Source organism: Micrococcus sp. Alg238-R198 (genome assembly GCF_900537135.1).
Classification (GTDB): Bacteria; Actinomycetota; Actinomycetes; order Actinomycetales; family Micrococcaceae; genus Micrococcus; species Micrococcus luteus.
Map to the genome: position 1 here is coordinate 1 of NZ_UNRH01000013.1, position 24,364 is coordinate 24,364.

The window sequence follows — 24,364 nt, forward strand, 5'->3', positions numbered from 1 at the left end:
CGGCATCACCGTGGACCGGGTGATCACGGACAACGGGAACAACTATCGGGCTGCGGACTTCACCGCGAAGGTGGTCTCGCTCGGGGGCCGGCATCACCGGATCCGACCCTACACCCCGCGCCATAACGGGAAGGTCGAACGCTACAACCGGCTGATGGTCGATGAGGTCCTCTACGCCCGCCCGTACTCCTCAGAGCAAGCTCGGCGTGAGGCCCTGGCGGTGTGGGTGAACCACTACAACTACCATCGGCCTCATACCTCCTGCGGAGACGCCCCGCCGGCCTCACTGGCACCGACCCGAGTCAACAACGTCATGCCCTCCTACACCTAGGGTCGGTGGTACGAGCCGGTGGCCACATCAGGGCGCCGGCACCCGACGACGAAGGAGTCACGCCATGGGCACCCAGGATCCCCGCACCCATCTGCTCGAGAAGCTCGCGAAGGTGCACGTCTGCATGCTGACCACCGCCGAGGCGGACGGCACGCTCGTCACCCGCCCGATGGGCCTGCAGCAGGCCGAGGACGGCGGCACGCTCTGGTTCATGACGCGCTCCACCTCCGACGTCGCCGCGGACGCCCCGCAGCGCCCGGTCAACGTCGCCGTCCAGGACAAGGACTTCTGGGCCTCCCTCGCGGGCCACGGTCAGCTCGTCCGCGACGACGCCCGCAAGAAGGAGTTCTGGAACTCCGCCACCGAGGCGTTCTTCGGTGAGGGCTCGAGCCCCGAGGATCCGCAGATCGTGCTCGTGCGCGTGGACGTGAACACCGCCCAGTTCTGGGAGTCCCCGGGCGCGGTGGCCACCGCCGTCGAGATGGTGAAGGCCAAGGTCACCGGCGGCGAGGCCCACCCGGGCGACAGCGAGACCGTCCGCTTCTGACGGCGCCTCCCGACGCCGGCCTCGCGACTCGCCCGCGGAGGGGCCGGTGAGCGCCGCGCGCGGGGCCTCGGGACGTCAGTCCACGTCCTCGGCCGCCAGCTGGCCGCACGCGCCGTCGATCTCCTTGCCACGGGTGTCGCGCAGGGTGGTGGGGATGCCGGCGGCGTTGAGCCGGTCCACGAACTCGCGCGTCACGTCCTTCTCCGAGGCGGTCCAGATGGAGCCCGGCGTCGGGTTCAGCGGGATCGGGTTCACGTGCACCCAGCCCTTGCCACGGGCGTTGAGCTTCTTGGCCAGCAGGTCGGCACGCCACGCGTGGTCGTTCATGTCCTTGATGAGCGCGTACTCGATGGACACCCGGCGGCCGGTGGCCACGAAGTAGTCGTACGCGGCGTCGATCGCCTCGTCTGCCTTCCAGCGCGAGTTCACCGGGATCAGCTCGTCGCGCAGCTCGTCGTCCGGCGCGTGCAGGGACAGCGCGAACGTCAGCGGCACGCCCTCCTCGGCCAGCTTTCGGATGGCCGGCACCAGGCCCACGGTGGACAGCGTGATGTTCCGCGCGGACATCCCCAGGCCCTCGGGCGAGGGGTCCACCATGCGGTGCACGGCGGCCATCACGCGCTTGTAGTTGGCCAGGGGCTCGCCCATGCCCATGAACACGACGTTGGTGACGCGGTCGGCGTCGTGCCCGCCGTCCTTGCGCTTGCCGCCCAGCCCGCCCTGGGCGATCACCTGGTTGGCCAGCACGATCTGCTCCACGATCTCCGCCGTGGACATGTTGCGGGTCAGCCCGGCCTGGCCCGTGGCGCAGAACGGGCAGTTCATGCCGCAGCCGGCCTGGCTGGACACGCACAGCGTCACGCGACCGGGGTACCGCATCAGCACGGACTCCACGAGCGCGCCGTCGAACAGCCGCCACAGGAATTTGACGGTGTCCCCGCGGTCGGTCTCCATGCGCCGGACCTCGGTGAGCAGCGGCGGGAAGAACGCCTCCGCGATCGCCTCCCGCTTGTCCTTGGGCAGGTCCGTCATCTGCTCCGGATCGGTGGTGTAGTGCTCGAAGTAGTGCACCGAGAGCTGCTTGGCACGGAACGCGGGCAGCCCGATCTCCTTGGCCTTCTCCTGCCGCTCCTTCAGCGTGAGGTCGGCCAGGTGGGTGGGCGGTTGGGAGACGCGCGGCTGCTTGAACTGCAGCTGCGGTCGGCCGTCCGGGCCCATCGGCTGGGTCCAGCCCTCGGTCTTCGGCATCACCTGGGGCCGCTCGGCGGTGGCGGCCTCGCGGCGCTTGGGCGCGGAGAGCTGGTGGCCGACGCCGGCGCGGCGCATGCGCTCCCGGTCCTCGGCGAGCTGGCGCGCCTCGGACTCGTCGATCAGGCCGCGCTCGGGGCGGCCGAGGGCCGGCTTTCCGGCGCGGTCCCTCTGGCGGTTCGGGGTGGACTTCGATCCGGGGCGGCGGGGCTGGTAGTCAGACATCGCCACCATTCTCCCAGACGGAGCGGACATCGCGGCGGGTCGCTCTCACGGCGACGGCGTCGCCCAGCTCCGGCATCCGGGGCAGCCCCCGCAGGACCCAGCGGACGACGACGCCGCGCACCGTCGCCGGCAGCGGCCGGTACAGGGTGCGCGCCAGCCCCCAGAGGCGTGCCTCCCGGACGGAGTCCCGCCCAGTCCAGGACCAGCCGAGGCCGGCGCGCACGCGGCCTGGGAGGAGACCGGCGGTGACGAACCGGGCCAGGGGCATAGCCGCCCGCAGCGGCGCGGGGACGCCCTGGCCGGAGAACAGGTCGGCGGCGACCCGCCGCGCGTCGTCCGTGACCTCGAGCCGGGCCACCCGGTCGTCCCAGTAGTCCGCAAACGCTGCGCGGTCGACCGGCCAGGCGGAGGCGGGGACCTCGAGGCTCGTGGCGAGCGGGGCGTACCCGCGGTAGAGGCGGTCGGCGTCCTCGGCGTCGAGGGCGCCCCACATCCGGCGGCGCACCTGCTCCCCCATCGCATAGAGGGTGGCGGCCACCCAGAGCTGGGCGTCCGGGTCGGCGGCGTCGTAGGGGTGGCCTCCGGCGTCGAGCCCGCGGACCGGGCGGTGCGCCGCCCGCACCCGGTCGACGACCGCGTCGCGCAACGGCGCGGCCTCGGGGAGGGTGACCGCGTAGATGTAGGCGAGCGTGTGGCGGAGCCGGCGCATCGGGTCCTCGGTGAACCGGGAGTGGACGGCGACGCCGGCCCCCACCGGCCGGTGCGCCACCTGGAGCAGGATCGCCGCACCGGCACCGGCGAGGATCACGGCCTCGCGGGCGAGGGCGGCCGCGGAGGTCGGGGCGGAGTGGCGGTCGGGGCGCATGGTCCCAGCCTCGCACCGGACCGGGCGGAGGGGCAGGGAGCCAAGATGAACGGTGCCGTTCACCTTCTGTTCATCTTGCTGTTCGCCTGCCGCTCGTGGCACCTCGATCCGAAAACCGCATGATTGCGCTGATTTTGCGCCATCCAGGCATGTGTGGCGGAGTGCCTCAGGTCACGTTGGTGAACACGGAGTTGCACTCTGGGAGGAAATCTGTAAACTTGTTCACAAGCAGTTCACCTAGCGTTTACGGAACGCGAGGTCGGGACTCCACCGAACTCATCACCCGCGGCCCCGCCGCGACGATCCGCCGGACTCGTGGTCCGGCAACCGAAGGAGGTGCTCACCGTGAGCATCAACACGACCAGCCACCACCTGCCCACCGCCCCGAGCCCCCTCATGCAGCGCCACGTGCTCCAGCGCGTCGAGGAGACCCTCCTCCGCCGCTTCGAGGGCACCGTCACCGCCGAGACCGTCCGCTCGGTCGTCCGCGAGGTCGTCGCCGACCTCAAGCGCGGCGCCCGCATCACCACCTTCCTGCCGGCCCTCGCCGAGCGCGAGGCCACCCGCCGCCTCCAGGCCACGACGCCGGCCCACGAGGCCATGGCCGTCGCCGCCTGATCCCCCACACCGACGCGAAGACCCGTCGGCCCGCCCCGCGAGGGGCCGTGGCCGGCGGGTCTTCTCGCCTCCCCGGACGCTTTCGTTCGGGAAACGGCGGGTGCCAGAACGCTTTCGTTCGGGAAACGGCGTGAACGCTCCGGGGCGCCGTTCCATCGACGCCCACGCGACTCCGAGGTGCGGCGCCGTTTCTCACACAAAAGCACCGCGACACGCCGCCGTTTCCTACACGAAAGCGTGGGTGACGCGAACGGGGGGGCACGGCACGGGAGGCCTCAGTCCGCGGCGACGCCCAGCGCTCGGCGCATCGGCAGGAACTTGGCCCGGATCTCCGTGACCTCCTCCTCGGGCACCGCTCCCGGGACCATCCCGCCCCCGGCCTGCAGCCGCACCCCGCCGGGCACCTGCTGGCCACAGCGCAGCGCCAGGGCGATCTCGCCGTCGCCGTCCTGGTCGAGCCACCCGACCGGGCCCGCATAGCGGCCGCGGTCCACGGGCTCGACCTCCGCGATCACCCTCACCGCGTCCGGCGTGGGGGTCCCGCCGACGGCCGCCGTCGGATGCAGCGCGGCCACCACGTCCAGCACGGTCCCCCGCCCGTCCCGCAGCCGGCCGCGCACGGACGTGGCCAGGTGGTGCACGTTCGGCAGGGTCAGGACGGTGGGCGCGGGGTCGTCGTCGGCGAGGTCGACGACGGGCGCCAGCGCGTCCAGCACCGACCGCGCCGCCCAGCGATGCTCCTCCGCCAGCCGCGGATCAGAGGCCAGACGCTCCCGCAGCGCGGCGTCCTCCTCCTCGTCCGCGCCGCGCGGCATGGACCCCGCCAGCACCCGCGAGCCCACGAGCCCCGCGTGCCGCGTGGCGAGGACCTCGGGCGTGGCGCCCAGCAGCCCGCCGACGGCGAACACCCAGGTCTGCGGGTACTCGCGGCGCAGCGCCCCGATCGCCCGCCACAGGTCGGCGTCGTCCGCGGGGACGGTCATCGTGCGGCTGATCACGACCTTCGCCAGCTCCCCGCCCGAGTCGGCCATCCGCGTCAGCAGCTCGCGCACCCCGGCCGCGTAGCCGGCGTCGTCCCAGGCATGGTCGGCGACGTCGGCGGGCAGGGGCACCTCGCCGTCGGCCAGCAGCCGGGCTCCGCGGTCCGCGGCGACGGCGGCTGCGAGCGCGTCCGCGTCCACGTGCTGGGCCACGTCTCGCACGCCGGACGGCGTGGCGCGGCGCAGATCCGCGGGGATGCGCAGGACCGCGGGCTCAGGCGAGTCGTCGGCGAAGGTCGAGGAGATCCAGCCCCGCAGCGGGGCCGTCGGGTCCGGTCGCCCGGCGACGGCGGTCTGCCACAGCGCGGAGAGTCGGCGGAGCCGGTCGGTGCCGTCCAGGAGCACGGTCCAGCCGCCCTCGCCCCGCCACGCGTCGTCCCCGTGCGCCCACAGCACCGCCCGGGCGAACGGGGGGACGGCGGCCTCGGGGGCCCCGGTCGCGGGGGCGCCGAGGTCCGGGAGCAGGGAGCGGACAGACATGGCCCCCATTCTCTCCCACCTCGGCGGACCCCCGCTCCGGGCCCGGGCGTCGGCCACCGCCCCGACGACGGCGGCGAGCAGCGTCGTCGGGCGCGGAGGGATCCCGTCAAGGCTTGCGCCGGCACACCCGACGTCGCAGGGTGGGGGCACCCGTTCACCTCGCGTTCAGCCGACCGCCTTCCCCGGAGGACTCGCACCATGACCCCCATCCCCCCGGACCCCCACGCCGATCACGCACCGGCGGTGGACGACATGCCGCTGGACACGACGGCCGCGCCGGACATCCCCGCCGCGGTGGACCCCGTGCCGCACGGGATGGCCGCGCACGTGCTCGAGCGCGAGGTCGGGCCGCTGATGGCGCGCTTCCCCGGCGTGGCCGACGAGGCGACGGTGCGTCAGCTCCTGTTCGACTCCTACGCCGAGCTCGCCGAGACGAGCCGCCACCCGGAGATGCTGCCGACCATCTCGGTGCAGCATGCCGCCTCGCGCCTGCGCGCCAGGGCGATCAACCAGGGCAGCATCGAGTCCCGCCACCCGCGTGTGCTGTTCGTCTGCCACGGCAACGCCGGCCGCTCGCAGATGGCCGCGGCCCTGCTCGAGAACCGCACCCACGGCGAGGTCAGGGCCCGCTCGGCCGGCACGGAGCCCGCCGGCGAGGTCATCTCCACCGCGTTCGAGGCGATGAACGAGATCGGCATCCCGCTGCACCACACGTACACCAAGGGCCTGGACCCGGACGTGCTCCGGGCCGCCGAGATCGTGGTGCTCTTCGACGGCGCGGATCCGTTCGAGATCCCCGAGGGCGCACAGGTGCACAAGTGGTCCGTGCCGTCGATCCGCGGCATGAGCCTCGAGCAGGTGCGCGGCGTGCGCGACGCCCTGGACCTGGAGGTCCGCGGCCTGATCGCCGATCTGGGCGAAGCCGCCACCCCGCTGCCGGAGGAGGGCACCCGCGTCGGCCGACCCCTTGACCTATACCCCCCTGGGGTATAGAACAGGGGGTATGAGCACGGACAGCACGACGACGGCGCCCGCCGCCGCCTCGCCCCTTCCGTCCGCCGCGGCGGACGCCTGCGACGGCCACCGGCCCCCGCACGAGGTGCACCGGGACAAGGCGAAGCACCTCGCTCGACTGCGCCGCATCGAGGGGCAGGTGCGCGGCCTCCACCGCATGGTGGACGAGGACGTGTACTGCATCGACGTCCTCACGCAGGTCGCCGCCGTCACGAAGGCGCTGCAGTCCCTCAGCCTGAACCTCACCTCGGAGCACCTGCGTCACTGCGTGGCGGAGGCCGCGGTGCAGGCCGAGGCGGAAGGCCGCACCGAGCTCATCGACGAGAAGGTCGCCGAGGCGACGGCCGCCCTCGGCCGCCTGCTGCGCTGACCGGCGCCGTCGCCCACCCACCACCGCACGAGGAGCACGAGATGACCACCACCGACCTGAAGATCACCGGCATGACCTGCGGCCACTGCGTCGCCTCCGTCCAGGAGGAGCTCGGCGAGATCGCCGGCGTCTCCGCCGTGGACGTGGACCTGAACGCCGGGGGCGTCTCCACCGCCACCGTCACCTCCGAGGGCCCCCTCGACCCCGCCGCCGCGCGCGCCGCCGTCGAGGAGGCCGGCTACACGCTGGTGGGGGCCTGACCCATGACCCACCCCGCCTCCTCCACCCCGGCCGGCCCGCAAACCGAGACCACCCGCCGCGTCGACCTGGACGTCACCGGCATGACCTGCGCCTCGTGCGTGGGTCGCGTCGAGCGCAAGCTGGGCAAGCTCGAGGGCGTCACGGCGTCCGTGAACCTGCCGCTCGAACAGGCCACCGTCACCGCGCCCGCCGGCGTGTCGGACGAGGAGCTCGTGGCCGCCGTCGAGAAGGCCGGGTACGGCGCCACCGTGCGCCGTCCCGCCCCGCCGGCCGGACACGCCGGACACGCCGGGCACGCGCACACCTCCGAGCACGGCGAGGAGCACGGCGAGGAGCATGCCGCGGACCATGACGGCGTGGACCACCACGACCACATGGCCCACGGTCCGAGTGAGGACGTGCTCACACCGCGCCTGATCGGCGCGGCGGTGCTGACGGTGCCGCTCGTGCTGATCTCCATGGTCCCGGCGCTGCAGTTCCCGCACTGGGGCTGGGTCGCGTTCGCCCTGGCGGCGCCCGTGGCGCTGTGGGCGGCGTGGCCGTTCCACTCGGCGGCGTTCCGCGCGGCCCGGCACGGCTCGTCCACGATGGACACCCTCGTGTCCCTGGGCGTGCTCGTCTCCTTCTCCTTCTCGGCCGTGGAGCTGATCCTGGCGCCGGACATGACCGCCCACGTGGGCGGGACCATGGCGGAGATGGCCCACCACAGCCTGTACTTCGAGACGGCCGCGGTCATCACCACGTTCCTGCTGCTGGGCCGCTGGCTCGAGGCCCGCGCCAAGCGGGAGGCCGGCGCCGCGCTGCGGGCCCTCCTGGACCTGGGCGCGGCCCAGGCCACCCTCTACGACCCCGAGACCCACGACGAGCGCACGGTGCCCGCCGAGTCCCTCGCGCCGGGCGACGTCGTGCTGATCCGCCCCGGCGAGAAGGTGCCCACGGACGCCGAGGTGCTCGAGGGCACCTCGGCCGTGGACGCTTCCCTGCTCACCGGCGAGTCCGTGCCCGTGGAGGTCGGCCCCGGGGACGCCCTCACCGGCGCCACCCTGAACACCTCGGGCCGGCTCGTGGCCCGCGCGACGCGGGTCGGCTCGGACACGACGCTCGCCCAGATGGGGCGGCTCGTCTCCGAGGCGCAGACCGGCAAGGCGCGCGTGGCCCGGTTGGCCGACCGCATCTCCGCCGTGTTCGTGCCGATCGTGCTCGGGATCGCCGTGCTGACCTTCGCGGTGTGGATGATCGTGACCGGCGACCTGCCGTCCGCGCTGCGCGCCGGCGTGGCCGTGCTCGTGATCGCGTGCCCGTGCGCCCTCGGCCTGGCGACCCCGGTCGGCCTGCTGGCCGGCACCGGCCGCGCCGCGCAGCTGGGCATCCTCATCCGCGGCCCCGAGGTGCTCGAGGACTCGCGCACCGTGGACACGATCGTGCTGGACAAGACCGGCACCGTGACCGAGGGCCGCATGGCGCTGGCGGACGTGCTCGTCCTCGACCCCGCTTTCGTGGCCGAAACGGGCGCCTCCCGGAGCGCTTTCGTTGACGAAACGGCGCCGGACCAGGCCGCCGACGTCCTGCTGACCCTGGCGGCCGCCGTCGAGCGCGGGTCCGAGCACCCGATCGCCCGCGCGATCGTGGCCGGCGCCGAGGAGCGTGGCCTGACCGTGCCCGGCGTGGCGGACTTCGCCTCCACGGCCGGCGGCGGCGTGTCCGGGCTGGTCGCCCTCCCCCACGACGACGGCGCACCCGGCTCCGGCGCGCACGGCGCCGCCGGCCCGGATCCGGTCCGCGTGGCCGTCGGCCGCGGCTCCGTCCTCGAGACCGCCCTCGACGGCGGCATCCCCGCCGAGCACCGGGCCGCGTTCGAGGCCGCGGAGCAGGCCGGCGCCACGGCCGTGTGGGTCGCGGTCGGCGGCCGCGTGGCGGGCGTCCTGTCCGTCCGGGACACCGTGAAGGACACCTCCGCCGACGCGATCGCCCGCCTGCGGCAGATGGGCCTGCGCCCGCTGCTGGTGACCGGCGACAACGCCGCCGTCGCCGCCCAGGTGGCGGCCGCCGTCGGGATCCCGGCCGAGGACGTGGTGGCCGGCGTGCGCCCCGAGGACAAGGTGGACGTGGTCCGCCGGCTCCAGTCCGAGGGTCACGTGGTGGCCATGGTCGGCGACGGCGTCAACGACGCCCCGGCCCTGGCTGCCGCGGACATGGGCATCGCGATGGGCTCCGGCACGGACGTGGCCCGCGAGGCCGCGCAGATCACCGTGATGGGCGACGACCTGCACCAGGTGGTCCAGGCGCTCGACCTGAGCCGCCGCACGCTGGGGATCATCCGGATGAACCTGTTCTGGGCGTTCGCCTACAACGTGCTCGGCATCCCGGTCGCGGCCCTGGGCCTGCTCAACCCGATGATCGCCGGCGGCGCGATGGCGGCCTCGAGCGTGCTCGTGGTGCTGAACTCGCTGCGGCTCACCCGCTACGCGCGGTGAGCCGGGGCGGGGCCGGCCGAGCCGGGTCCACCCCGGCCGGCCGGCCGGCCGGTCAGGGCAGGCATTCGCGGGAGTACTCGAGCCACTGCTCGAGCTCCCCGGACTCCTCCCAGAGCTGGTAGAGCTCGGAGCAGGAGGGCTCGCGGATGACCACGCCGATCAGCTCGCGCAGGGTCTCGATGTCCTCGTCCGAGAACTGGCCGATGAAGGCGGTGAGGTCCACCTCGTCCGCCTCCGCGTGCTCGAGCAGGGCCTCGAGGTCCGCGTGGTCCTCGTTCCGAGCGATCCGCACGAGCGCCCCGAGGGTGAGGAGTGCGGCGCCCTGGCTCGCGGTCAGGTAGCCCTCGTCCTCGTCGCGACGGAAGTTCCTGCGGAACTCGTCGAGGTCGAAGGTACCGTCGAGGACCTCGTCCACGATGTCCAGCGCCGTGTCGTTCTGGAAGACGTTTCTGCCCCATGCGCCCATGACCTGACCCTAGGCCCGGGGCGGGCCCCCGGCAAGAGTCCTGTGGTGTCCCGCCGAGGGGTGCCGTCGCCTCCGCTTCCGGTGTCCGCGGCGGTTCCTAGACTGGGCGGCATGAGCACCGAGCCGACCCCCTCGTCCGCCACCCCCGAGACCCGGCCCGCCGCCGCGCCGTCGTCGTCCGGGCTGCCGCAGGCCGCCCCGCAGGCGGCGTGGCCCGAGCGCGTGGAGACCGGCGAGCACCAGGTGTCCTACCGGGTCACCGTGGCCGCGCCGGCGCACGAGCTGTGGGCGATGCTCGCGGACCCGCACCGCCATCACGAGGCGGACGGGTCCGGGACCGTGCGGCCGAAGGTGAGCGGGCCGCACCGGCTGGCCGTGGGCGACCGGTTCCGCGTGGCCATGCGGAAGTACGGGGTGCCGTACACGATGACGCTGACCGCCACCGCCGTGGACGAGGACGAGCTCGTGGAGTGGGCCCACCCGGGCGGACACCGGTGGCGCTGGGCGTTCCAGGACAACGGGGACGGCACCACCGAGGTCACCGAGACCTTCGACTACTCGTGGGCCCGGCCGGCCGTGCGCCGCGCGTACGAGCTGCTGCGCGTGCCGGCGGACAACGGGCGGGGCATCCAGTCGAGCCTCACGCGGCTGGCGGGCCGCCACCTCTGAACCGACCGCGTCTCAGTCGGCACTTTCGTTCGGGAAACGGCGGCGTGTCGGGCACTTTCGTTCGGGAAACGGTCGGCCCTCGCGCCGTTTCTCGAACGAAAACGCGCTGACGACCGCCGTTTCCCGAACGAAAGCGGGGGGTGCGGGGGTCAGACGGCGGACCAGTGGGTCGCGGCCGGCGGCTGCGCCAGGTGCGGGGTGACGAGCGCACGCCACGCGAGGAACGCGTCGGACTCGCGGAAGGCCACGGTGTGGTCCTCGAGCGTGCGCCAGCCGATCAGCAGCCGGTAGTGCGCCGGGTCCTCCACCTGCCGGGACAGTGCGAAGGACGTCGCGCCCCCGTCCCGGAACAGCGGCTCGGCCTCGGCGACGGCGGCCTCGAACGCCGCCTCCGCCCCCGCGGCCACGTGCAGCTCCACCGACTCGACGACCGGCCCGGCCGTCGTCGCGTCCTGCCCGGCGCTCACGCGCGCGCCCGCGGGCTCGTGGAGTGGCCGGTGAACCAGGCGACGAGCTGGCCGTCCGCCTCGATGCCGACCTCGATCATGCGGTCGCGGCCGAACTCCACCGACTGGCGGGCGGTCGCCACGAGGTGCGCGCCGAGCCTGGCGGGCGCCACGTAGGTGATCTCGGCGCGCCGGGTGACGGGGGCGGCGCCGAAGGTCGCCACGCAGTACGCCAGCGCCGAGTCCGCGAGGTGGAACAGGAAGCCGCCGTGGCAGATCTCGTGGGAGTTCACCATGTCCGCGGTGACGTCGCGGTGCAGCACCACGCGCCCCTCGGCCACCTCGCCGAGGGTGACGCCGTGCTCCCGCACCGCGGGGTCGTTCGCGTAGATCTCCTCGAGGCGGGCGAGGATCTCGTCCCGGCTCTGGCCGGACGAGCTCTGGGGGGTCTCAGTCATGGGCCCATTGTGTCGCAGGTCTGTGTCGCAGGTCGCGCCGCCCCGCGCCTAGGGTGGCGGCGTGACGCAGACCACCTCCACCCCCGTGCGCCTCCGCGCCCGCGACGGCTTCGTGCTCGCGGCCCGCCACTTCGCCCCCACGACGACGACGCCCCCGGCCTCGCCTGCCGGCACCGTGGTGATCGCCTCGGCGACCGGGGTGAAGGCCACGTACTACCGGCGCTACGCCGAGTTCCTGGCCAGCCACGGGTTCCACGCGGTCACGTTCGACTACCGGGGTGTCGGGGAGTCCCGCGAGCCGTTCGCCGTGGCGCGGCGGGCGCGGTGGGCGGACTGGGGCGCCCTCGACGCGGACGCCGTGCTCGGCTGGGCCCGGACGCGCCTGCCCGGCCCCCTCCTGACGGTGGGCCACAGCTTCGGCGGGTTCGGCGTCGGGCTCGCGGACGAGGCGCGTCACGTGGCCCGGCACGTGGCCGTCGGCGGGCAGCACGCCCACTGGCGGGACTACCGGGCGCGGCCGGGGAGGGCGCGGATGTGGGCGCGCTGGCACGCGGCGATGCCGGCGATCACGCTGGCCCGCGGGCACTTCCCGGGGCGGCGGCTCGGCTGGCTCGAGGACCTGCCGCGCGGGGTCGCCCTGGACTGGGCGCGCAGTCGCCGCGACTTCACCGCGAGCGCCCGCACCACCGCCGGCCGGGACGAGCTGCGCCGTCGTCTGGCCGCGTTCACGGCGGACGCGCTGATCGTGGCGCCCGTGGACGACGACTTCGGCACCGGCGCCGCCCTCGACCGCGCGGACGCCTACTCGCCGGGCCGACGGACGGTGCGCTGGCGGGTGCGACCGGAGGAACTCGGTGTGGCGGAGATCGGGCACTTCGGACTGTTCCACGCGCGGTTCGCGCCGGCCTTCTGGCCGGCCACGCTGGAGTGGCTGCGCGACGGCGTCGCCCCGGCCGCGGCCCGCTGAGGCTCGCGCACCGGAATCGCTGCGGCCCGTCCCGTCCCCGCGACGACGACGGCGGCCGCCCCGGCCCGGATCTCCGGGCGGGACGACCGCCGTCGCACTGGTGCGTGTGATGTGTCGATACTACCCCGCGCCCAGCGGATGCCCAGGCGGCACGTCAGTCCTGCATCGCGTAGTCGATGACGACGCGGCCCTCGATCTTGCCGTGGCGCATCTCGTCGAACACGTCGTTGATCTCGGTGAGCGGGCGGGTGTGGAACGTCGGGTGGATCTTCCCGGCCGCGTAGAACTCGAGTGCCTCGACCATGTCCTGCCGGGTGCCCACGATCGAGCCGCGGATGGTCAGGCCCTTGAGGACGATGTCGAAGATCGGCGCGGGGAAGTCGCCCGGGGGCAGGCCGTTGAACACGATGGTGCCGCCGCGGCGGGTCATCGCGATGGCCTGGCCGAACGCCTGCGGGTGCACGGCCGTGACGAGCACGCCGTGGGCGCCGCCGATCTTCTCCTGGATCTCCACGGAGGGGTCCGCGACGTTCGCGTTCACGGTCAGCTCCGCGCCGTGCCGGGAGGCGAGCGCCAGCTTGTCGTCCGCGACGTCCACGGCCACCACGCGCATGCCCATCGCCACGGCGTACTGCACCGCGATGTGCCCCAGGCCGCCGATGCCGGAGATCACGACCCACTGCCCGGGCCGCACCTCGGTCTGCTTCAGCCCCTTGTACACCGTGACGCCGGCGCACAGGATCGGGCCGACCTCCATCGGGTCCGCGCCCTCGGGGATCAGGGGCGCGTAGCGGGCGTCCACGAGCATGTACTCGCCGAAGGATCCGTTCATGGAGTAGCCGCCGTTGATCTGCTCCTCGCACAGGGTCTCCCACCCGGTGCGGCAGTACTGGCAGTGGCCGCACGCGCCCCACAGCCACGCGTTGCCGACCATGTCCCCGACCTTGAGGTTCTCGACGTCGGGTCCGACCTCCTCGACGATGCCCACGCCCTCGTGGCCCGGGATGAACGGCGGGGTCGGCTTCACCGGCCAGTCACCCTCCATCGCGTGCAGGTCCGTGTGGCAGACGCCCGAGGAGATGAGCTTCACGAGCGCTTGGTGCTGGCCGGGCGTCGGGCGCTCGACCTCCGTGACGTCGGCCTCTGTGCCGAACTGGGTGACGACGGCTGCCTTCATCGTGGTCATGGGGATCACCTTTCGTGGAGTGGGGAGGGGGGTCGTGCGGTGCCGGCACCGGCTCAGAAGAACCCGAGCTTGTCCTCGGAGTAGGAGACGAGCAGGTTCTTGGTCTGCTGGTAGTGGTCGAGCATCATCAGGTGGTTCTCGCGGCCGATGCCGGAGGACTTGTACCCGCCGAACGCGGCGTGGGCCGGGTAGGCGTGGTAGTTGTTCACCCACACGCGACCGGCCTGGATCGCCCGGCCCGCGCGATAGGCGGTGTTGCCGTTCCGGGACCACACGCCGGCGCCGAGCCCGTAGAGCGTGTCGTTGGCGATCCGCATGGCGTCGTCGAAGTCGGTGAACGTGGTCGTCGAGACCACCGGCCCGAAGATCTCCTCCTGGAAGATGCGCATCGAGTTGTCCCCGCGGAAGATCGTGGGCTGCACGTAGTAGCCGCCGGCCAGTTCGCCCTCCATCTCGGCGCGGGCGCCGCCGATCAGCACCTCGGCGCCCTCCTGACGGCCGATGTCCAGGTAGGAGGTGATCTTCTCGAGCTGGTCGTTGGAGGCCTGGGCGCCCATCATCACGTCCGTGTCCAGCGGGTTGCCGGTGACGATGCGCGAGGTCCGCTCCACGACGGCATCGAGGAACTTCTCCGCGATCGACTCCTGCACGAGCGCACGCGACGGGCACGTGCAGACCTCGCCCTGGTTCAGCGCGAACAGGGTGAAGCCCTCCTGCGCCTTGTCCCAGTAGGCGTCGTCGGCCGCCATGACGTCCTCGAAGAAGACGTTGGGCGACTTGCCGCCCAGCTCCAGGGTCACCGGGATGATGTTCTCCGAGGCGTACTGCATGATCAGCCGGCCCGTCGTCGTCTCGCCCGTGAACGCGATCTTGCGGATGCGCGGCGACTGCGCGAGCGGCTTGCCGGCCTCGAGGCCGAAGCCGTTGATCACGTTGACGACGCCGGCCGGCAGCAGGTCCGCGATCAGCTCGATGAACACCATGATCGAGGCCGGGGTCTGCTCGGCGGGCTTGATCACGACGGCGTTGCCCGCGGCCAGCGCGGGCGCCAGCTTCCACACCCCCATCAGCAGCGGGAAGTTCCACGGGATGATCTGGCCGACCACGCCGAGCGGCTCATGGAAGTGGTAGGCGACGGTGTCCTCATCCACCTGGGACAGGCCGCCCTCCTGTGCACGGATCGCGCCCGCGAAGTACCGGAAGTGGTCGATGGCCAGCGGGACGTCCGCGTTGAGGGTCTCCCGGACGGCCTTGCCGTTGTCCCACGTCTCCGCGACCGCCAGCATCTCGAGGTTCTCCTCCATGCGGTCCGCGATGCGGTGCAGCACGAGCGCCCGCTCGGCCGGCGAGGTGGCGCCCCAGGCCGGGGCGGCCTTCCAGGCGGCGTCGAGGGCGGCGTCGATGTCCTCGGCCGTGCCGCGGGCGACCTCGCAGAACACCTTGCCCGTCACGGGCGTGACGTTCTCGAAGTACTGGCCCTTGACCGGGGGTGTCCACTCGCCGCCGATGAAGTGCTCGTAGCGGGGCTTGAACTCGACCTTGGCTCCCTCGGTGCCCGGGAATGCGTAGACGGTCATGGTGCTGGCTCCTTTGCCTGCGGTTGCCTCGGCGCCGGGTGACGCCCTGCCGTGGCTGTGACGCTAGTCACAGGGAGGTTGCACGAAGGTTGCGGCCGAGCGCGGGTGAGGGGCGGGCCGGGTCAGGCCAGGTCCCGCTCGATCCGCTCGAGCGTGGCCACGGCGAGCGCACGCCGCGGCGAGTCCGTCGGCAGCAGACGCAGGGCGGCGCCCCAGAGCTCGACGTCGTCGCGGGCCTCGGGGCGGCCCAGGTAGGCCCAGAGCTGGTCGACATCCGCGTCCTGGGCGACGGCCTCGCGCAGCGCCTCCCCCAGCTCCGCGCGGATCGAGGCGACACCGGGGGACGCCGACCGCGGCAGCACCGGCCCGGCCGCCGCGTGCAACGCACGGTCCAGGTCCCCGGCGCGCAGCGCCTCCCGCGCGCACAGCAGGTCCGCGTGCACCTCCCCCACGAGCCGGTACGGCCGGGACAGCAGCTCCACCGGCGCCCCCACGTCCTGCAGCGCCCGGCGGAGACGGTGCACCTCGGCGCGCAGCGAGATGGCGCGGGCGGGGGCGGCGCCCGGCGCGGGCCGGGGACCGGCCGTCTCCTCCGGGTACAGCGCGACCTCGAGCTCGGCGCCGGTCAGGCCCGGGCCGTGCCACGCGAGGAGGGTGAGGATCTCGGCGTGCCGGCCGGTGAGCTCGACCCCGTCCAGCGTGGGCGGCAGGTGGCCGGTGACGCGCAGCAGGCCCGCGGCGGCGTCGTGGCGGTGCGGCGCAGCGGCGGGGCTCGGCTCCGGCGAGGCGGACGGCGGAGCCGAGGGGCCCAGCGTCGGGACGGTGCCGCGGGGACGGCCCCGGGACGGGGCGGGCAGATCCCGCCAGGCGGCATGCACGGCGTCCACGGTGGCCTGGAGCAGCGGCAGGGCGAGGTGGCTGACGGCATCCTCGCCGCCCGTGAGGTCCAGGACCCCGACGAGCCGTCCGGTGGCCGGGTCCGTGAGCGGGACGGCCGAACAGCTCCACGGGTGCACGCGCGGGCTCAGGTGCTCGCCACGGCTGACCTGCGTGGGGGCGCCGGTCGCGAGGACGATGCCGGGGGCGGAGGTGCCCATGGACGCCTCGGACCAGTCGGCGCCGGCCACGAAGCCCATGGTCTCGGCGTGGCGCACCGCAGTCCGGTCGCCCTCGACCCACAGCAGGTGGCCGCGCGCGTTGCCGATCGCGGCGAGCATCCCGGCCTCGGCCGCGGGGTGGATGAGCATGCGGCGGACCACCGGCAGGGCCACGGTGAGACGCTGCTCGCGGCGGGCGGCGGCGAGGTCGTCGTCGGCGAGGGTGGCCGGGTCGGTCTGGCCGGGCACCGCGGGCGCGGCCGCGGAAGCTCCTGCGTCGAGGGCCGACCCCGCGGGGGTGAGGGCGCCGAGGGAGCGCAGCCAGGACTCGCGGACCTCCCGCCGCAGCCCCTGGAGGGCGGCGCGCAGGCCCTGGTCCGCGCCGGTCGGAGCGGTGGACGACGACGGCGCGAGCGACAGGCGGACCGAGTCGAGGGACTCGTGGGCCCGGTCCACGGCGCGTCGGTAGGCGCCGGTGGCGAGGGTCGAGCTCATCGCGAGCCGGCCATCAACCGCGAACGGATCAGGAACCGCTTGCCCTCGGGCGCCTCGACGGAGAAGCCGGAGCCGCGCCCGTCCACCACGTCCAGGGTGAGGTGGGTGTGCTTCCAGTACTCGAACTGGGCGGCGGACATCCAGAACGGGATCTCCACGGCGGCCTGGTCCCCCTCGGCCGGCAGCGCGAAGGTGCCCAGCAGGACGTCGGCGGCGCCGGTCGTGAAGTCGCCGGCGGGATAGCACATGGGCGCGGAGCCGTCGCAGCAGCCGCCGGACTGGTGGAACATGAGCGGGCCATGGATCGGGAGGAGTCGGCGGATCAGCTCGAGCGCCGCGGGCGTCATGGCGACGCGGGACACGGTTTCGCCCGGCAGCTCGGGGCGAGCGTCGAGCGCATGCTCCGCCGACGAGGACGGCACGGTCATCGCGACCTCCTGGGGATGGGCGATCGTCGGTCCCCACACCCTAGCCTCCAACGTGATCCACGTCACCCCAGCCGGCGTGGTGGGGGGCGCGGGGGTGGAGAGGGGACGAGGGCTGGGGCGGCGGGCGGCTCACGCGGCCGCGGCCGGCGTCCACCCTCGTACACTCGGCACATGCTCCCGGACCCCAGCCCCACCGTCACCGTGGACGGCCTCCTGTTGCGCCCGCTGCGCGCCGCGGACGAGATCGCGGCGCGCGAGGCGGACGCCGAACTGCATCGGGAGGGGTTCGACTTCCTGATGGCCGGCACCCGCTCCTTCCCCGCGGTCCGCCGCGCGTTCGCCGCCGAGGCGCGCGGCGACGTCGAGCCCGGCCGAGTGCCCGCGTCCTTCTACGTGGGCGTGGACGAGAACGGCGAGCTTGTGGGCCGGGTGTCCGTGCGGTGGGAGCTGAACGAGGCGCTGCGGCACGTCAACGGGCACGTGGGCTACGCGGTGCGCCCCGCATTCCGGCGGCGGGGGCACGCCGTGCGCCTGCTGCGCGGCGCCCTGACGCTGCTGGCCGCGCGCGGGGTGCCCGCCGCCCTGCTCACGTGCGACGAGACGAACACCGCCTCCGTGGCCACGATCCGCGCGTGCGGGGGCGTGCTGCGGGACCGGGTCGAGGCGGGCCTCGACGGTGCGCCCTTTCCCGAACCGAAGCTGCGCTTCGTCGTCCCCACGACGGCGGCCTGACCGGAGGGACGGCGCGGATCGCGTCGCGCCGCCGGCCTCAGTAGGCCTTGACGCGCTGCTCCACGATCAGGTGGATGAGCGCGAACCGGCCCTCCTCCTGGACGGCCTTGAGCGCCGCGTCCACGGCCGCCGGCACGTCCGCGTCCCGCTCCACGCGCACCCCGAAGCCGCCGAACGCCTCGGCCATGGCGGCGAAGTCGGGGTTCTTCAGCTGGGTGCCGGAGACGCGCCCGGGGTACTCGCGCTCCTGGTGGGTGCGGATGGTGCCGTACTCCTGGTTGTCCATGACGATCACGAGGGGTGTGGCGCCGTACTGCGCGGCGGTCGCCAGCTCCTGACCGTTCATGAGGAACTCGCCGTCGCCGGCGATGGTCACCACGGTGCGGTCCGGGAAGTTCAGGGACGCGGCCACGGCACCCGGCACCGAGTAGCCCATGGAGCCGTTGCGGGCCGAGATCATGGCGCGGTAGCCCTCGGTCGGGAAGTACCGGTGCGCCCAGTTGGTGTGCTCGCCCGCGCCGAGGGAGACCATCGAGTCCTTCGGCAGCTTCGGCACCAGGTTGGCGATGAGGGTGGCCATCTTCGCCTGGCCCTCGGACGGCTCGGCCGGGGGCAGGGCCGCGAACTTCTCCTGCTCGCCGCGCATGCGGGAGGTCCACTCCTCCCACTCCGGCTTGACCTCGAGCTCCATGCGGACGAGGTCGCGGACGAACACGTCCGGCTTGGCCACGATCTGGTGGGACACGGGGCCGGAACGGCCGCGCAGGGACGGGTCGATGGTGACGAGGAAGTTCTTCTTGTCCCAGTTCTGGCGGATGGTGAAGCCGTTGGTCACGACGTCGCCCGGCACGGTGCCGACGAACACGATGAGGTCGGTCTCCTCGAGCATGTCGTAGGTCGGCTTCGGGCGACCGTAGCCGATCGGGCCCACGTAGGACGGCGAGGAGAACGGCACGGTGCCCTCGGTGCGCCACTCGGCGGCGGCGGGGATCTTGTGCTCCTCCAGCCACGTCGTCAGGGTCTGCGCACCCTCGTCCGTCCAGTCGTTGCCACCGGTGATGAACAGCGGCTTGCGGGACTCCTTGAGCGCGGCGTGCAGGGACTTCCAGTCCTCCACGGTCATGCCGCCCGGGGCCACGGGGATCTGCGGGTGCAGGTGCGCGTCGATCTCCTGGCGGATCACATCCTCCGGCAGGCCGACGACGACGGGCCCGGGCCGGCCCGAGCTGGCGGCGAACATGGCCTCGGCCACGATCTCGGAGGCGCGCTCCGGGTGGTCCAGGACCATCACGCGCTTCGCACCGGTGCCGAACCAGGCGTGCGGGTCGAACTCCTGGAAGGCCTCGCGGTCGCGGTGCTCGAACGGGATCAGGCCGACGAACAGCACGAGCGCCGTCGAGTCCTGCCACGCGGTGTGCAGGCCGACGTGGGCGTTCGCGGCGCCCGGGCCGCGCGTCACCATGGCGACGCCGGGGACCACGTTCATCTTGCCGTCGGCCTCGGCCATGTACGTGGCGCCGCCCTCGTGGCGGCACACCACGTTCTCGATGCCCGAGTCGTACAGGCCGTCCAGGACGTCCAGGTAGGACTCGCCCGGCACGGAGTAGACGCGCTTCACGCCGTGGGACTCGAGGGTCTTGACGATGACGTGCCCGGCGGAGAGGCGACCGGTCGCCTGGGAGGTCTGGGACATGGAGGTCTCCTGTGCTGGTTCGGGGGCCCCTCCGGCCCCATGGGTGCACCCCGCCGCGCAGACGGGGTCCGTGGGGGTCAGGGTACTGGACGGGACGGCGCCGGAGGCGACCCGATACGCGGCGTGAAGCCGGTGACGGGAGGGCGGGCCCGCCGTACGATTTCCCCATGCTCTCCGCGCCGACGCTCTCCCGCCTCGCCTCCCTGGCCGCGTTCCTGAACACCGCCCCCGGACTGCGGGGCGGTCAGCCGGCCGACGAGCGGTTCACCGCCGCCACGCAGCTGCCCTCCCTCGTCCCTGAACTCCAGGAGGACGAGGTCCGCCTCCGCCTGGCCGCCGCCGCGGCCGTGCGTGGCCGCGAACTCCGCGGCCGTCTGGCCGAGGTCTGGGCCCTCGCCGCCGTGGACGAGGCGGCCGCCGTGGAGCGCGTGAACGCCCTCCTCGCCGCGGCCGGGCCGCTGCGGCTGACGGCCGGGGGCGACGTCGTCGGGCTGGCACCGGCGCAGGTCCCCGCCGACGCGGTGGAGCGGCTGGCCGCGATGGCCGCCCTCGCGCTGGCGGAGACCGCGATGGACGGCGAGCTGACCCGCCTGCGCGTGTGCGAGGGCGAGGACTGCGAGAACGCGCTCGTGGACGCCAGCCGGAACCGGTCCAAGCGGTTCTGCGACGAGGCCAACTGCGCCAACCGCACCCACGTGCGCTCCTACCGGGCACGGCTGGCCGAGGCGGCGGAGTCCGCCCCCGCGGCGGATCCGGCCGGGCCGGAGGAGGCGGAGGCGCCGGAGGCCGTCGTGGACTCCGAGGCGCCCGAGGCCGCCGTGGACTCCGAGGCCGCCGCCGACGAGCCCCGCCGGGAGACCAAGAAGGAGAAGAAGGAGCGCAGGAAGGCGGAGAAGAAGGCCCGCAAGAAGGCGGAGAAGAAGGCCGGCAAGAAGAAGTCGGACAAGAAGAAGGACTGACCCGGCCCCACCCGCCGGGGGACGGGGCGGCCTCGGGTTCCGTCGGCCGGCCGGACGCCCCTAGCCTGCGAGACATGAGCGAGCACACCCCCGCCCACACCCCCGCGTCCCTCGGACCCGCCCACCGCAAGGTCGGCGTCGTGGGGGCCGGCGGCGTCGGCACGGCGATCTGCTATGCGGCGCTGATCCGCGGCGTCGCCCGCGAGGTCGCCCTGTACGACATCGACGAGCCCAAGGTCCGCGCCGAGGTCCTCGACCTGGCCCACGGCACCCCGTTCACCTCCGCGTCGGCGATGACCGGCGGCGCGGACCCGGACGTCCTGGCCGGCTGCGAGGTCGTGGTGATCACGGCCGGCGCCAAGCAGAAGCCGGGGCAGACCCGCCTCGACCTCGGCGCGCACAACGTGGAGATCCTGCGCGGCCTGCTGCCCCAGGTGCAGGCGCACGCGCCGGAGGCGCTGATCGTGCTCGTCACCAATCCCGTGGACGTCCTCACGCTGGTGGCCCAGCGCCTCACCGGTCTGCCTGCCGGCCGGGTGATCGGCTCGGGCACCCTCCTGGACACGTCCCGCCTGCGGTGGCTGCTGGCGTCGCGGGCGCAGGTCCACCCGTCGTCGGTGCACGCGGCCATCCTCGGCGAGCACGGGGACACGGAGTTCCCCGCGTGGAGCTCGGCGCGCATCGGCCCGACGCCCATCCTGGAGTGGCCGACGCCGGTCGACCCGCTGTTCACCCGCGCCGACCTGGACGAGGTGGCGGACACCGTGGTGCACGCCGCGTACGAGGTGATCCAGGGCAAGGGCGCCACCACGTACGCGGTCGGCGTGGCCACGACCCGCCTGCTCGAGGCGATCCTGCGCGACCAGCACGCCATTCTGCCGGTCTCCACCGTGCTCGACGGCGTCCACGGGCTCTCGGACGTCGCCCTGTCCATGCCGTCCGTGGTGGGGCGCGACGGCGTCACCCGCGTGATCCAGCCCGAGCTGGACGACGCGGAGATGCGGGCGCTGCACGCCTCGGCGGACGCGCTGCGGCGGGAGGCACGCAGCCTCGGGTTCTGAGGCGCCGGGCTCAGGCGCGGGGGGCGTCGCCTCCGGTGCCGCCCTGCTCGCGGCGCTCGGCGGCGGCCTGGGCGCGGCGGTCGGCGGCGGCCTTGCGGAACATCTCCTCGGAGGAGCGGTTCACACCGGAGCCCTGGGAGAGGTGGTCCGGGTTCTCGCGCGCGGCGAGCTGCAGCATGGCCACCACCACGAGCGAGGTCATGAAGAAGACGCCGAAGGCGATCAGCGCGATGTCGACGCGCAGTGGATTCTGGGTGCCGCCGGAGGCGGTGATGCCGGCGATCACCCCGCCGATCAGGCCGAGCACGGCGGAGAAGACGAGCGGGCCCTTGACCGTGGTGCGCAGACCGCCGCGTGCCGGGCGGCCGGATCCGGCGCGATCGGCGGACGGGCGGGGGGACGGTGCGCTCACGGCGGGACTCCTGACGGCTGGGGGCGGCTGGGGCGACACGGCCCGCGCAGGCGCCCGGGGCTGAGGCCCTCGGGGCGCGGCGGACCGGAGCCAGTCTACGCGTCCGGCCGACGGGTGGCCCCTCGGGGCCCCGAGGTCCTCCCCCGGCGAACGTCCGCCCCGCGGGTCAGGACGGCGACGTCGGTCCGGTTCAGAGGCCCCTGGCCGTGCCGCGGTCCCGGCGCACCTCGTGGTGGAAGCCGAGCCCGGAGACCATCAGGAGCACGCCGATCAGGATCGCCCCGCCGCCGGCGATGCCGAGCAGGGCGTGCGGGCCGAAGCCCTGCAGGGCGGCCACGACCACGCCGCCCCCGGAGAGCAGGCCCACGAGTCCGGTCCACAGCTGGTCCCGCGCGGGGATGAACTCGCGGCGGTGGCGGGCCCACGCCACGAGCTCGGCGACGCCGCCGAGCACGAGGGCGGCGCCGGCCGCCACGCCCACCGCCGCCGGGGACCCCAGGAACAGCAGCACGATCACGCCGAGCATCCACGCGGCCGCCGCCAGGGACAGCGGGGAGCGCATGGCCACGGGCACCGGGTCGCGGCGCAGGTACTCCCACATCGCCGAACCGGAGAACGCCAGGTACAGCGCGAACATGACCTTCATCCACGTCAGGCCCGGCTCGGCGACGAACACGGTGGTCAGACCGAACGCCAGCGCCACCACGGCGCGGATCAGGATCGGCTTGAACACCACGGACGAGATCTCGAGGGGGGTCTGCACGGTAGCCACCGCCCCAGTCTAGGAGCCGTGCGGCCGCGGCCCGGCCCGCGCGTCACCGCCCGGACGCGCTCACACGACGCCGAGCCGCATCCAGTCGTCGCGCCGGGCCCGCCAGCCGAGGGTGAGCGCCCGCATCCCCATGTAGACCCCTGCGAAGCCGAGCCAGAGCAGGCCCAGCTGCACGCCGGCGTCGGGCACGGCGGCGTTCGGTCCGGGCCAGGCCGCGGTCCAGCCGAATCCGCCCGTGGCGAGCTGCGCGAGCACCCAGAGCGCCGGCGCGTAGACCACGAGGTTCACGAGGCCGGCGAGGGCGAGGTAGCGGGCGTCGCCGGCGCCGATCAGCACGCCGTCCAGCACGAACACGTACCCGGCCACCGGCTGCCCGGCGGCCAGCACCCACAGGCCCACGGTGGCGGCGGCCTGCACGGTCGGGTCCGTGGTGAACAGCCCCGGCAGCACCGGTGCCGCCAGGGCCAGCACGGCCCCGGTCACGACGCCGAAGCCCAGCCCCCAGCGCACCATCGTCCGGGTGAGGCGACGGGCGGCGTCGGGCCGGGCGGCCCCGAGCTCGGCGCCGATCAGGGCCTGCGCGGCGATCGCGAGGGCGTCGAGGGCGAACGCCAGCGTGGAGAACAGCGTGAAGACGAGCTGGTGCGCGGCGAGGGTGAGGTCGCCCGCGCCGGCGGCGGCCATGACGGTGATGAGGATGGCCGCGCGCAGGCTCGCGGTGCGCAGCAGCAGCCACGAGCCCACCTGGGCGGTGGCCCGCGTGCCCGACGCGCGGGGCGCCCACGCCGTGCCCGAGCGGCGGAAGCGCGGGGCCAGCACGAACAGGTACGTCACGAGCATCGCCCACTGCACCACGGACGTGCCGACGGCCGAGCCGGCCACGCCCCAGCCCAGCCCGTACACCAGGGCCACGTTCAGCCCGATGTTCGCGCCGAAGCCCACACCCGCCACCACGAGCGGCGTCACGGTGTCCTGGAGGCCGCGGAGCACCCCGGTGGCCGCGAGTACGGCCAGCAGGGCCGGCAGCCCCGGCATGGACCAGCGCAGGTAGGCGACGGCGTGGGCCTGCACCTCGCCCGTCGCGCCGAGGGCCGCCGTCAGCGCGGGGGCCGCGAGCCAGCCGAGGACGGCCAGCACCGCGCCGAGCAGCAGGCCCAGCCAGATGCCGTCGCGGCCGCGGTCCATCGCGGCGGCTGGGTTCCCCGCCCCGATCAGCCGGGCCACCGCCGGGGTGGTGGCGTAGGCCAGGAAGATCATGAGGCCGGTGAGCGTGTGCAGGATGGTGGTGCCGATCCCGACGCCGGCCAGCTGGGCCGTGCCCAGGTGCCCGATGATCGCGGTGTCGGCCAGCAGGAACAGCGGCTCCGCGATGAGCGCGCCGAACGCGGGGACCGCGAGCGCGAGGATGCGCCGCGTGAGGGCGCGCGCGTCCTGCGGGGCGGGCGCCGCCGTCGAGCCGGAGGGTCCTGCCAT

The 24,364-nt window shown here is 73.9% G+C and carries 26 protein-coding genes; 12 read left to right on the forward strand and 14 right to left on the reverse strand.

Annotated elements, in window-relative coordinates:
• Both G6R13_RS10550 and G6R13_RS10555 read left to right on the forward strand, forming a co-directional pair.
• Positions 1 to 331: integrase core domain-containing protein (locus G6R13_RS10550; protein ID WP_163721650.1), on the forward strand; the 331-nt coding region annotated here is incomplete at its 5' end.
• Between the two features lie 64 nt (positions 332 to 395).
• Positions 396 to 878 (forward strand): pyridoxamine 5'-phosphate oxidase family protein, encoded by a 483-nt coding sequence (locus G6R13_RS10555; RefSeq protein WP_163721651.1) that lies wholly within the window; start codon positions 396 to 398, stop codon positions 876 to 878.
• 75 nt (positions 879 to 953) lie between these two features.
• Here G6R13_RS10555 and rlmN read toward each other — a convergent pair whose 3' ends face one another.
• Positions 954 to 2,351: a 23S rRNA (adenine(2503)-C(2))-methyltransferase RlmN gene (gene rlmN, locus G6R13_RS10560; protein WP_036316732.1), complete on the reverse strand. Its 1,398-nt coding sequence runs from the start codon at positions 2,349 to 2,351 to the stop codon at positions 954 to 956.
• A complete protein-coding gene (locus tag G6R13_RS10565) occupies positions 2,344 to 3,216 on the reverse strand; it encodes an oxygenase MpaB family protein (RefSeq protein ID WP_036316734.1) in 873 nt (290 codons plus the stop codon). The genes rlmN and G6R13_RS10565 overlap by 8 nt, the downstream gene beginning before the upstream one ends.
• A gap of 345 nt (positions 3,217 to 3,561) precedes the next feature.
• Here G6R13_RS10565 and G6R13_RS10570 point away from each other — a divergent pair, with 345 nt between their 5' ends.
• Positions 3,562 to 3,834, forward strand: a complete 273-nt coding sequence (locus G6R13_RS10570) for a hypothetical protein (RefSeq protein WP_223247481.1) — start codon at positions 3,562 to 3,564, stop codon at positions 3,832 to 3,834.
• A 275-nt stretch (positions 3,835 to 4,109) separates the two neighbouring features.
• On the opposite strand, the gene G6R13_RS10575 is transcribed toward G6R13_RS10570, so the two are convergent.
• Positions 4,110 to 5,354 carry a chorismate-binding protein gene (locus G6R13_RS10575; RefSeq protein ID WP_163721652.1) on the reverse strand — a complete coding sequence of 415 codons (1,245 nt, stop codon included), beginning with the start codon at positions 5,352 to 5,354 and terminating at the stop codon, positions 4,110 to 4,112.
• A 198-nt stretch (positions 5,355 to 5,552) separates the two neighbouring features.
• Between G6R13_RS10575 and G6R13_RS10580 the strand changes: the two genes are divergently transcribed.
• From G6R13_RS10580 to G6R13_RS10595, 4 genes are read left to right on the forward strand one after another with little or no spacing between them, the layout of a single operon-like run.
• Entirely contained in the window at positions 5,553 to 6,347 is a 795-nt protein-coding gene (locus tag G6R13_RS10580; protein ID WP_163721654.1) for a protein-tyrosine-phosphatase, read from the forward strand.
• 10 nt (positions 6,348 to 6,357) lie between these two features.
• Positions 6,358 to 6,738, forward strand: a complete 381-nt coding sequence (locus tag G6R13_RS10585; protein ID WP_002856860.1) for a metal-sensitive transcriptional regulator — start codon at positions 6,358 to 6,360, stop codon at positions 6,736 to 6,738.
• A gap of 41 nt (positions 6,739 to 6,779) precedes the next feature.
• On the forward strand, positions 6,780 to 6,998 hold the full coding sequence (locus G6R13_RS10590) for a cation transporter (RefSeq protein ID WP_069941384.1): 219 nt from the start codon (positions 6,780 to 6,782) through the stop codon (positions 6,996 to 6,998).
• 3 nt (positions 6,999 to 7,001) lie between these two features.
• The gene (locus G6R13_RS10595) at positions 7,002 to 9,473 is read left to right on the forward strand and encodes a heavy metal translocating P-type ATPase (RefSeq protein ID WP_163721656.1); all 2,472 of its coding nucleotides are present in this window, start codon (positions 7,002 to 7,004) and stop codon (positions 9,471 to 9,473) included.
• A gap of 52 nt (positions 9,474 to 9,525) precedes the next feature.
• Here G6R13_RS10595 and G6R13_RS10600 read toward each other — a convergent pair whose 3' ends face one another.
• Positions 9,526 to 9,939, reverse strand: coding sequence for a DUF4259 domain-containing protein (locus G6R13_RS10600; RefSeq protein ID WP_036339561.1), 414 nt, complete (start codon positions 9,937 to 9,939; stop codon positions 9,526 to 9,528).
• A 111-nt stretch (positions 9,940 to 10,050) separates the two neighbouring features.
• On the opposite strand from G6R13_RS10600, the gene G6R13_RS10605 reads away from it, so the two are divergent.
• The gene (locus tag G6R13_RS10605; RefSeq protein WP_163721657.1) at positions 10,051 to 10,608 is read left to right on the forward strand and encodes an SRPBCC family protein; all 558 of its coding nucleotides are present in this window, start codon (positions 10,051 to 10,053) and stop codon (positions 10,606 to 10,608) included.
• Positions 10,609 to 10,757: 149 nt separating this feature from the next.
• Here G6R13_RS10605 and G6R13_RS10610 read toward each other — a convergent pair whose 3' ends face one another.
• On the reverse strand, positions 10,758 to 11,075 hold the full coding sequence (locus G6R13_RS10610; RefSeq protein WP_061866781.1) for an antibiotic biosynthesis monooxygenase: 318 nt from the start codon (positions 11,073 to 11,075) through the stop codon (positions 10,758 to 10,760).
• Positions 11,072 to 11,512 (reverse strand): hotdog fold thioesterase, encoded by a 441-nt coding sequence (locus G6R13_RS10615; protein ID WP_098094116.1) that lies wholly within the window; start codon positions 11,510 to 11,512, stop codon positions 11,072 to 11,074. The genes G6R13_RS10610 and G6R13_RS10615 overlap by 4 nt, the downstream gene beginning before the upstream one ends.
• A 61-nt stretch (positions 11,513 to 11,573) precedes the next feature.
• Here G6R13_RS10615 and G6R13_RS10620 point away from each other — a divergent pair, with 61 nt between their 5' ends.
• Positions 11,574 to 12,479: an alpha/beta fold hydrolase gene (locus G6R13_RS10620; protein ID WP_163721659.1), complete on the forward strand. Its 906-nt coding sequence runs from the start codon at positions 11,574 to 11,576 to the stop codon at positions 12,477 to 12,479.
• 154 nt (positions 12,480 to 12,633) lie between these two features.
• Here G6R13_RS10620 and adhP read toward each other — a convergent pair whose 3' ends face one another.
• The 4 genes from adhP to G6R13_RS10640 form a co-directional block, all read right to left on the reverse strand.
• Positions 12,634 to 13,665 carry an alcohol dehydrogenase AdhP gene (gene adhP, locus G6R13_RS10625; RefSeq protein WP_159833581.1) on the reverse strand — a complete coding sequence of 344 codons (1,032 nt, stop codon included), beginning with the start codon at positions 13,663 to 13,665 and terminating at the stop codon, positions 12,634 to 12,636.
• A 53-nt stretch (positions 13,666 to 13,718) separates the two neighbouring features.
• Entirely contained in the window at positions 13,719 to 15,242 is a 1,524-nt protein-coding gene (locus G6R13_RS10630) for an aldehyde dehydrogenase family protein (RefSeq protein WP_159833583.1), read from the reverse strand.
• 122 nt (positions 15,243 to 15,364) lie between these two features.
• Positions 15,365 to 16,834, reverse strand: coding sequence for a helix-turn-helix domain-containing protein (locus tag G6R13_RS10635; protein ID WP_159833585.1), 1,470 nt, complete (start codon positions 16,832 to 16,834; stop codon positions 15,365 to 15,367).
• Entirely contained in the window at positions 16,831 to 17,262 is a 432-nt protein-coding gene (locus G6R13_RS10640; protein WP_159833587.1) for a DUF779 domain-containing protein, read from the reverse strand. Before G6R13_RS10640 ends, G6R13_RS10635 begins: the two co-directional genes overlap by 4 nt.
• A 171-nt stretch (positions 17,263 to 17,433) precedes the next feature.
• Between G6R13_RS10640 and G6R13_RS10645 the strand changes: the two genes are divergently transcribed.
• Positions 17,434 to 17,994, forward strand: coding sequence for a GNAT family N-acetyltransferase (locus G6R13_RS10645; protein ID WP_159833589.1), 561 nt, complete (start codon positions 17,434 to 17,436; stop codon positions 17,992 to 17,994).
• A gap of 37 nt (positions 17,995 to 18,031) precedes the next feature.
• Here the strand turns inward: G6R13_RS10645 and G6R13_RS10650 are convergent, their stop codons facing one another.
• Positions 18,032 to 19,687: a thiamine pyrophosphate-dependent enzyme gene (locus G6R13_RS10650; protein WP_069942013.1), complete on the reverse strand. Its 1,656-nt coding sequence runs from the start codon at positions 19,685 to 19,687 to the stop codon at positions 18,032 to 18,034.
• Positions 19,688 to 19,854: 167 nt separating this feature from the next.
• Between G6R13_RS10650 and G6R13_RS10655 the strand changes: the two genes are divergently transcribed.
• Positions 19,855 to 20,646, forward strand: a complete 792-nt coding sequence (locus G6R13_RS10655) for a CGNR zinc finger domain-containing protein (protein ID WP_159833591.1) — start codon at positions 19,855 to 19,857, stop codon at positions 20,644 to 20,646.
• Positions 20,647 to 20,720: 74 nt separating this feature from the next.
• Positions 20,721 to 21,707: an L-lactate dehydrogenase gene (locus tag G6R13_RS10660; protein WP_129867186.1), complete on the forward strand. Its 987-nt coding sequence runs from the start codon at positions 20,721 to 20,723 to the stop codon at positions 21,705 to 21,707.
• A gap of 10 nt (positions 21,708 to 21,717) precedes the next feature.
• Here the strand turns inward: G6R13_RS10660 and G6R13_RS10665 are convergent, their stop codons facing one another.
• The 3 genes from G6R13_RS10665 to G6R13_RS10675 all read right to left on the reverse strand — a co-directional run bounded on the left by G6R13_RS10665 (position 21,718) and on the right by G6R13_RS10675 (position 24,364).
• On the reverse strand, positions 21,718 to 22,119 hold the full coding sequence (locus G6R13_RS10665; RefSeq protein ID WP_049144854.1) for a hypothetical protein: 402 nt from the start codon (positions 22,117 to 22,119) through the stop codon (positions 21,718 to 21,720).
• Between the two features lie 190 nt (positions 22,120 to 22,309).
• Positions 22,310 to 22,891 carry a hypothetical protein gene (locus G6R13_RS10670; protein WP_010079963.1) on the reverse strand — a complete coding sequence of 194 codons (582 nt, stop codon included), beginning with the start codon at positions 22,889 to 22,891 and terminating at the stop codon, positions 22,310 to 22,312.
• A gap of 60 nt (positions 22,892 to 22,951) precedes the next feature.
• Positions 22,952 to 24,364 (reverse strand): MATE family efflux transporter, encoded by a 1,413-nt coding sequence (locus tag G6R13_RS10675; RefSeq protein WP_061866774.1) that lies wholly within the window; start codon positions 24,362 to 24,364, stop codon positions 22,952 to 22,954.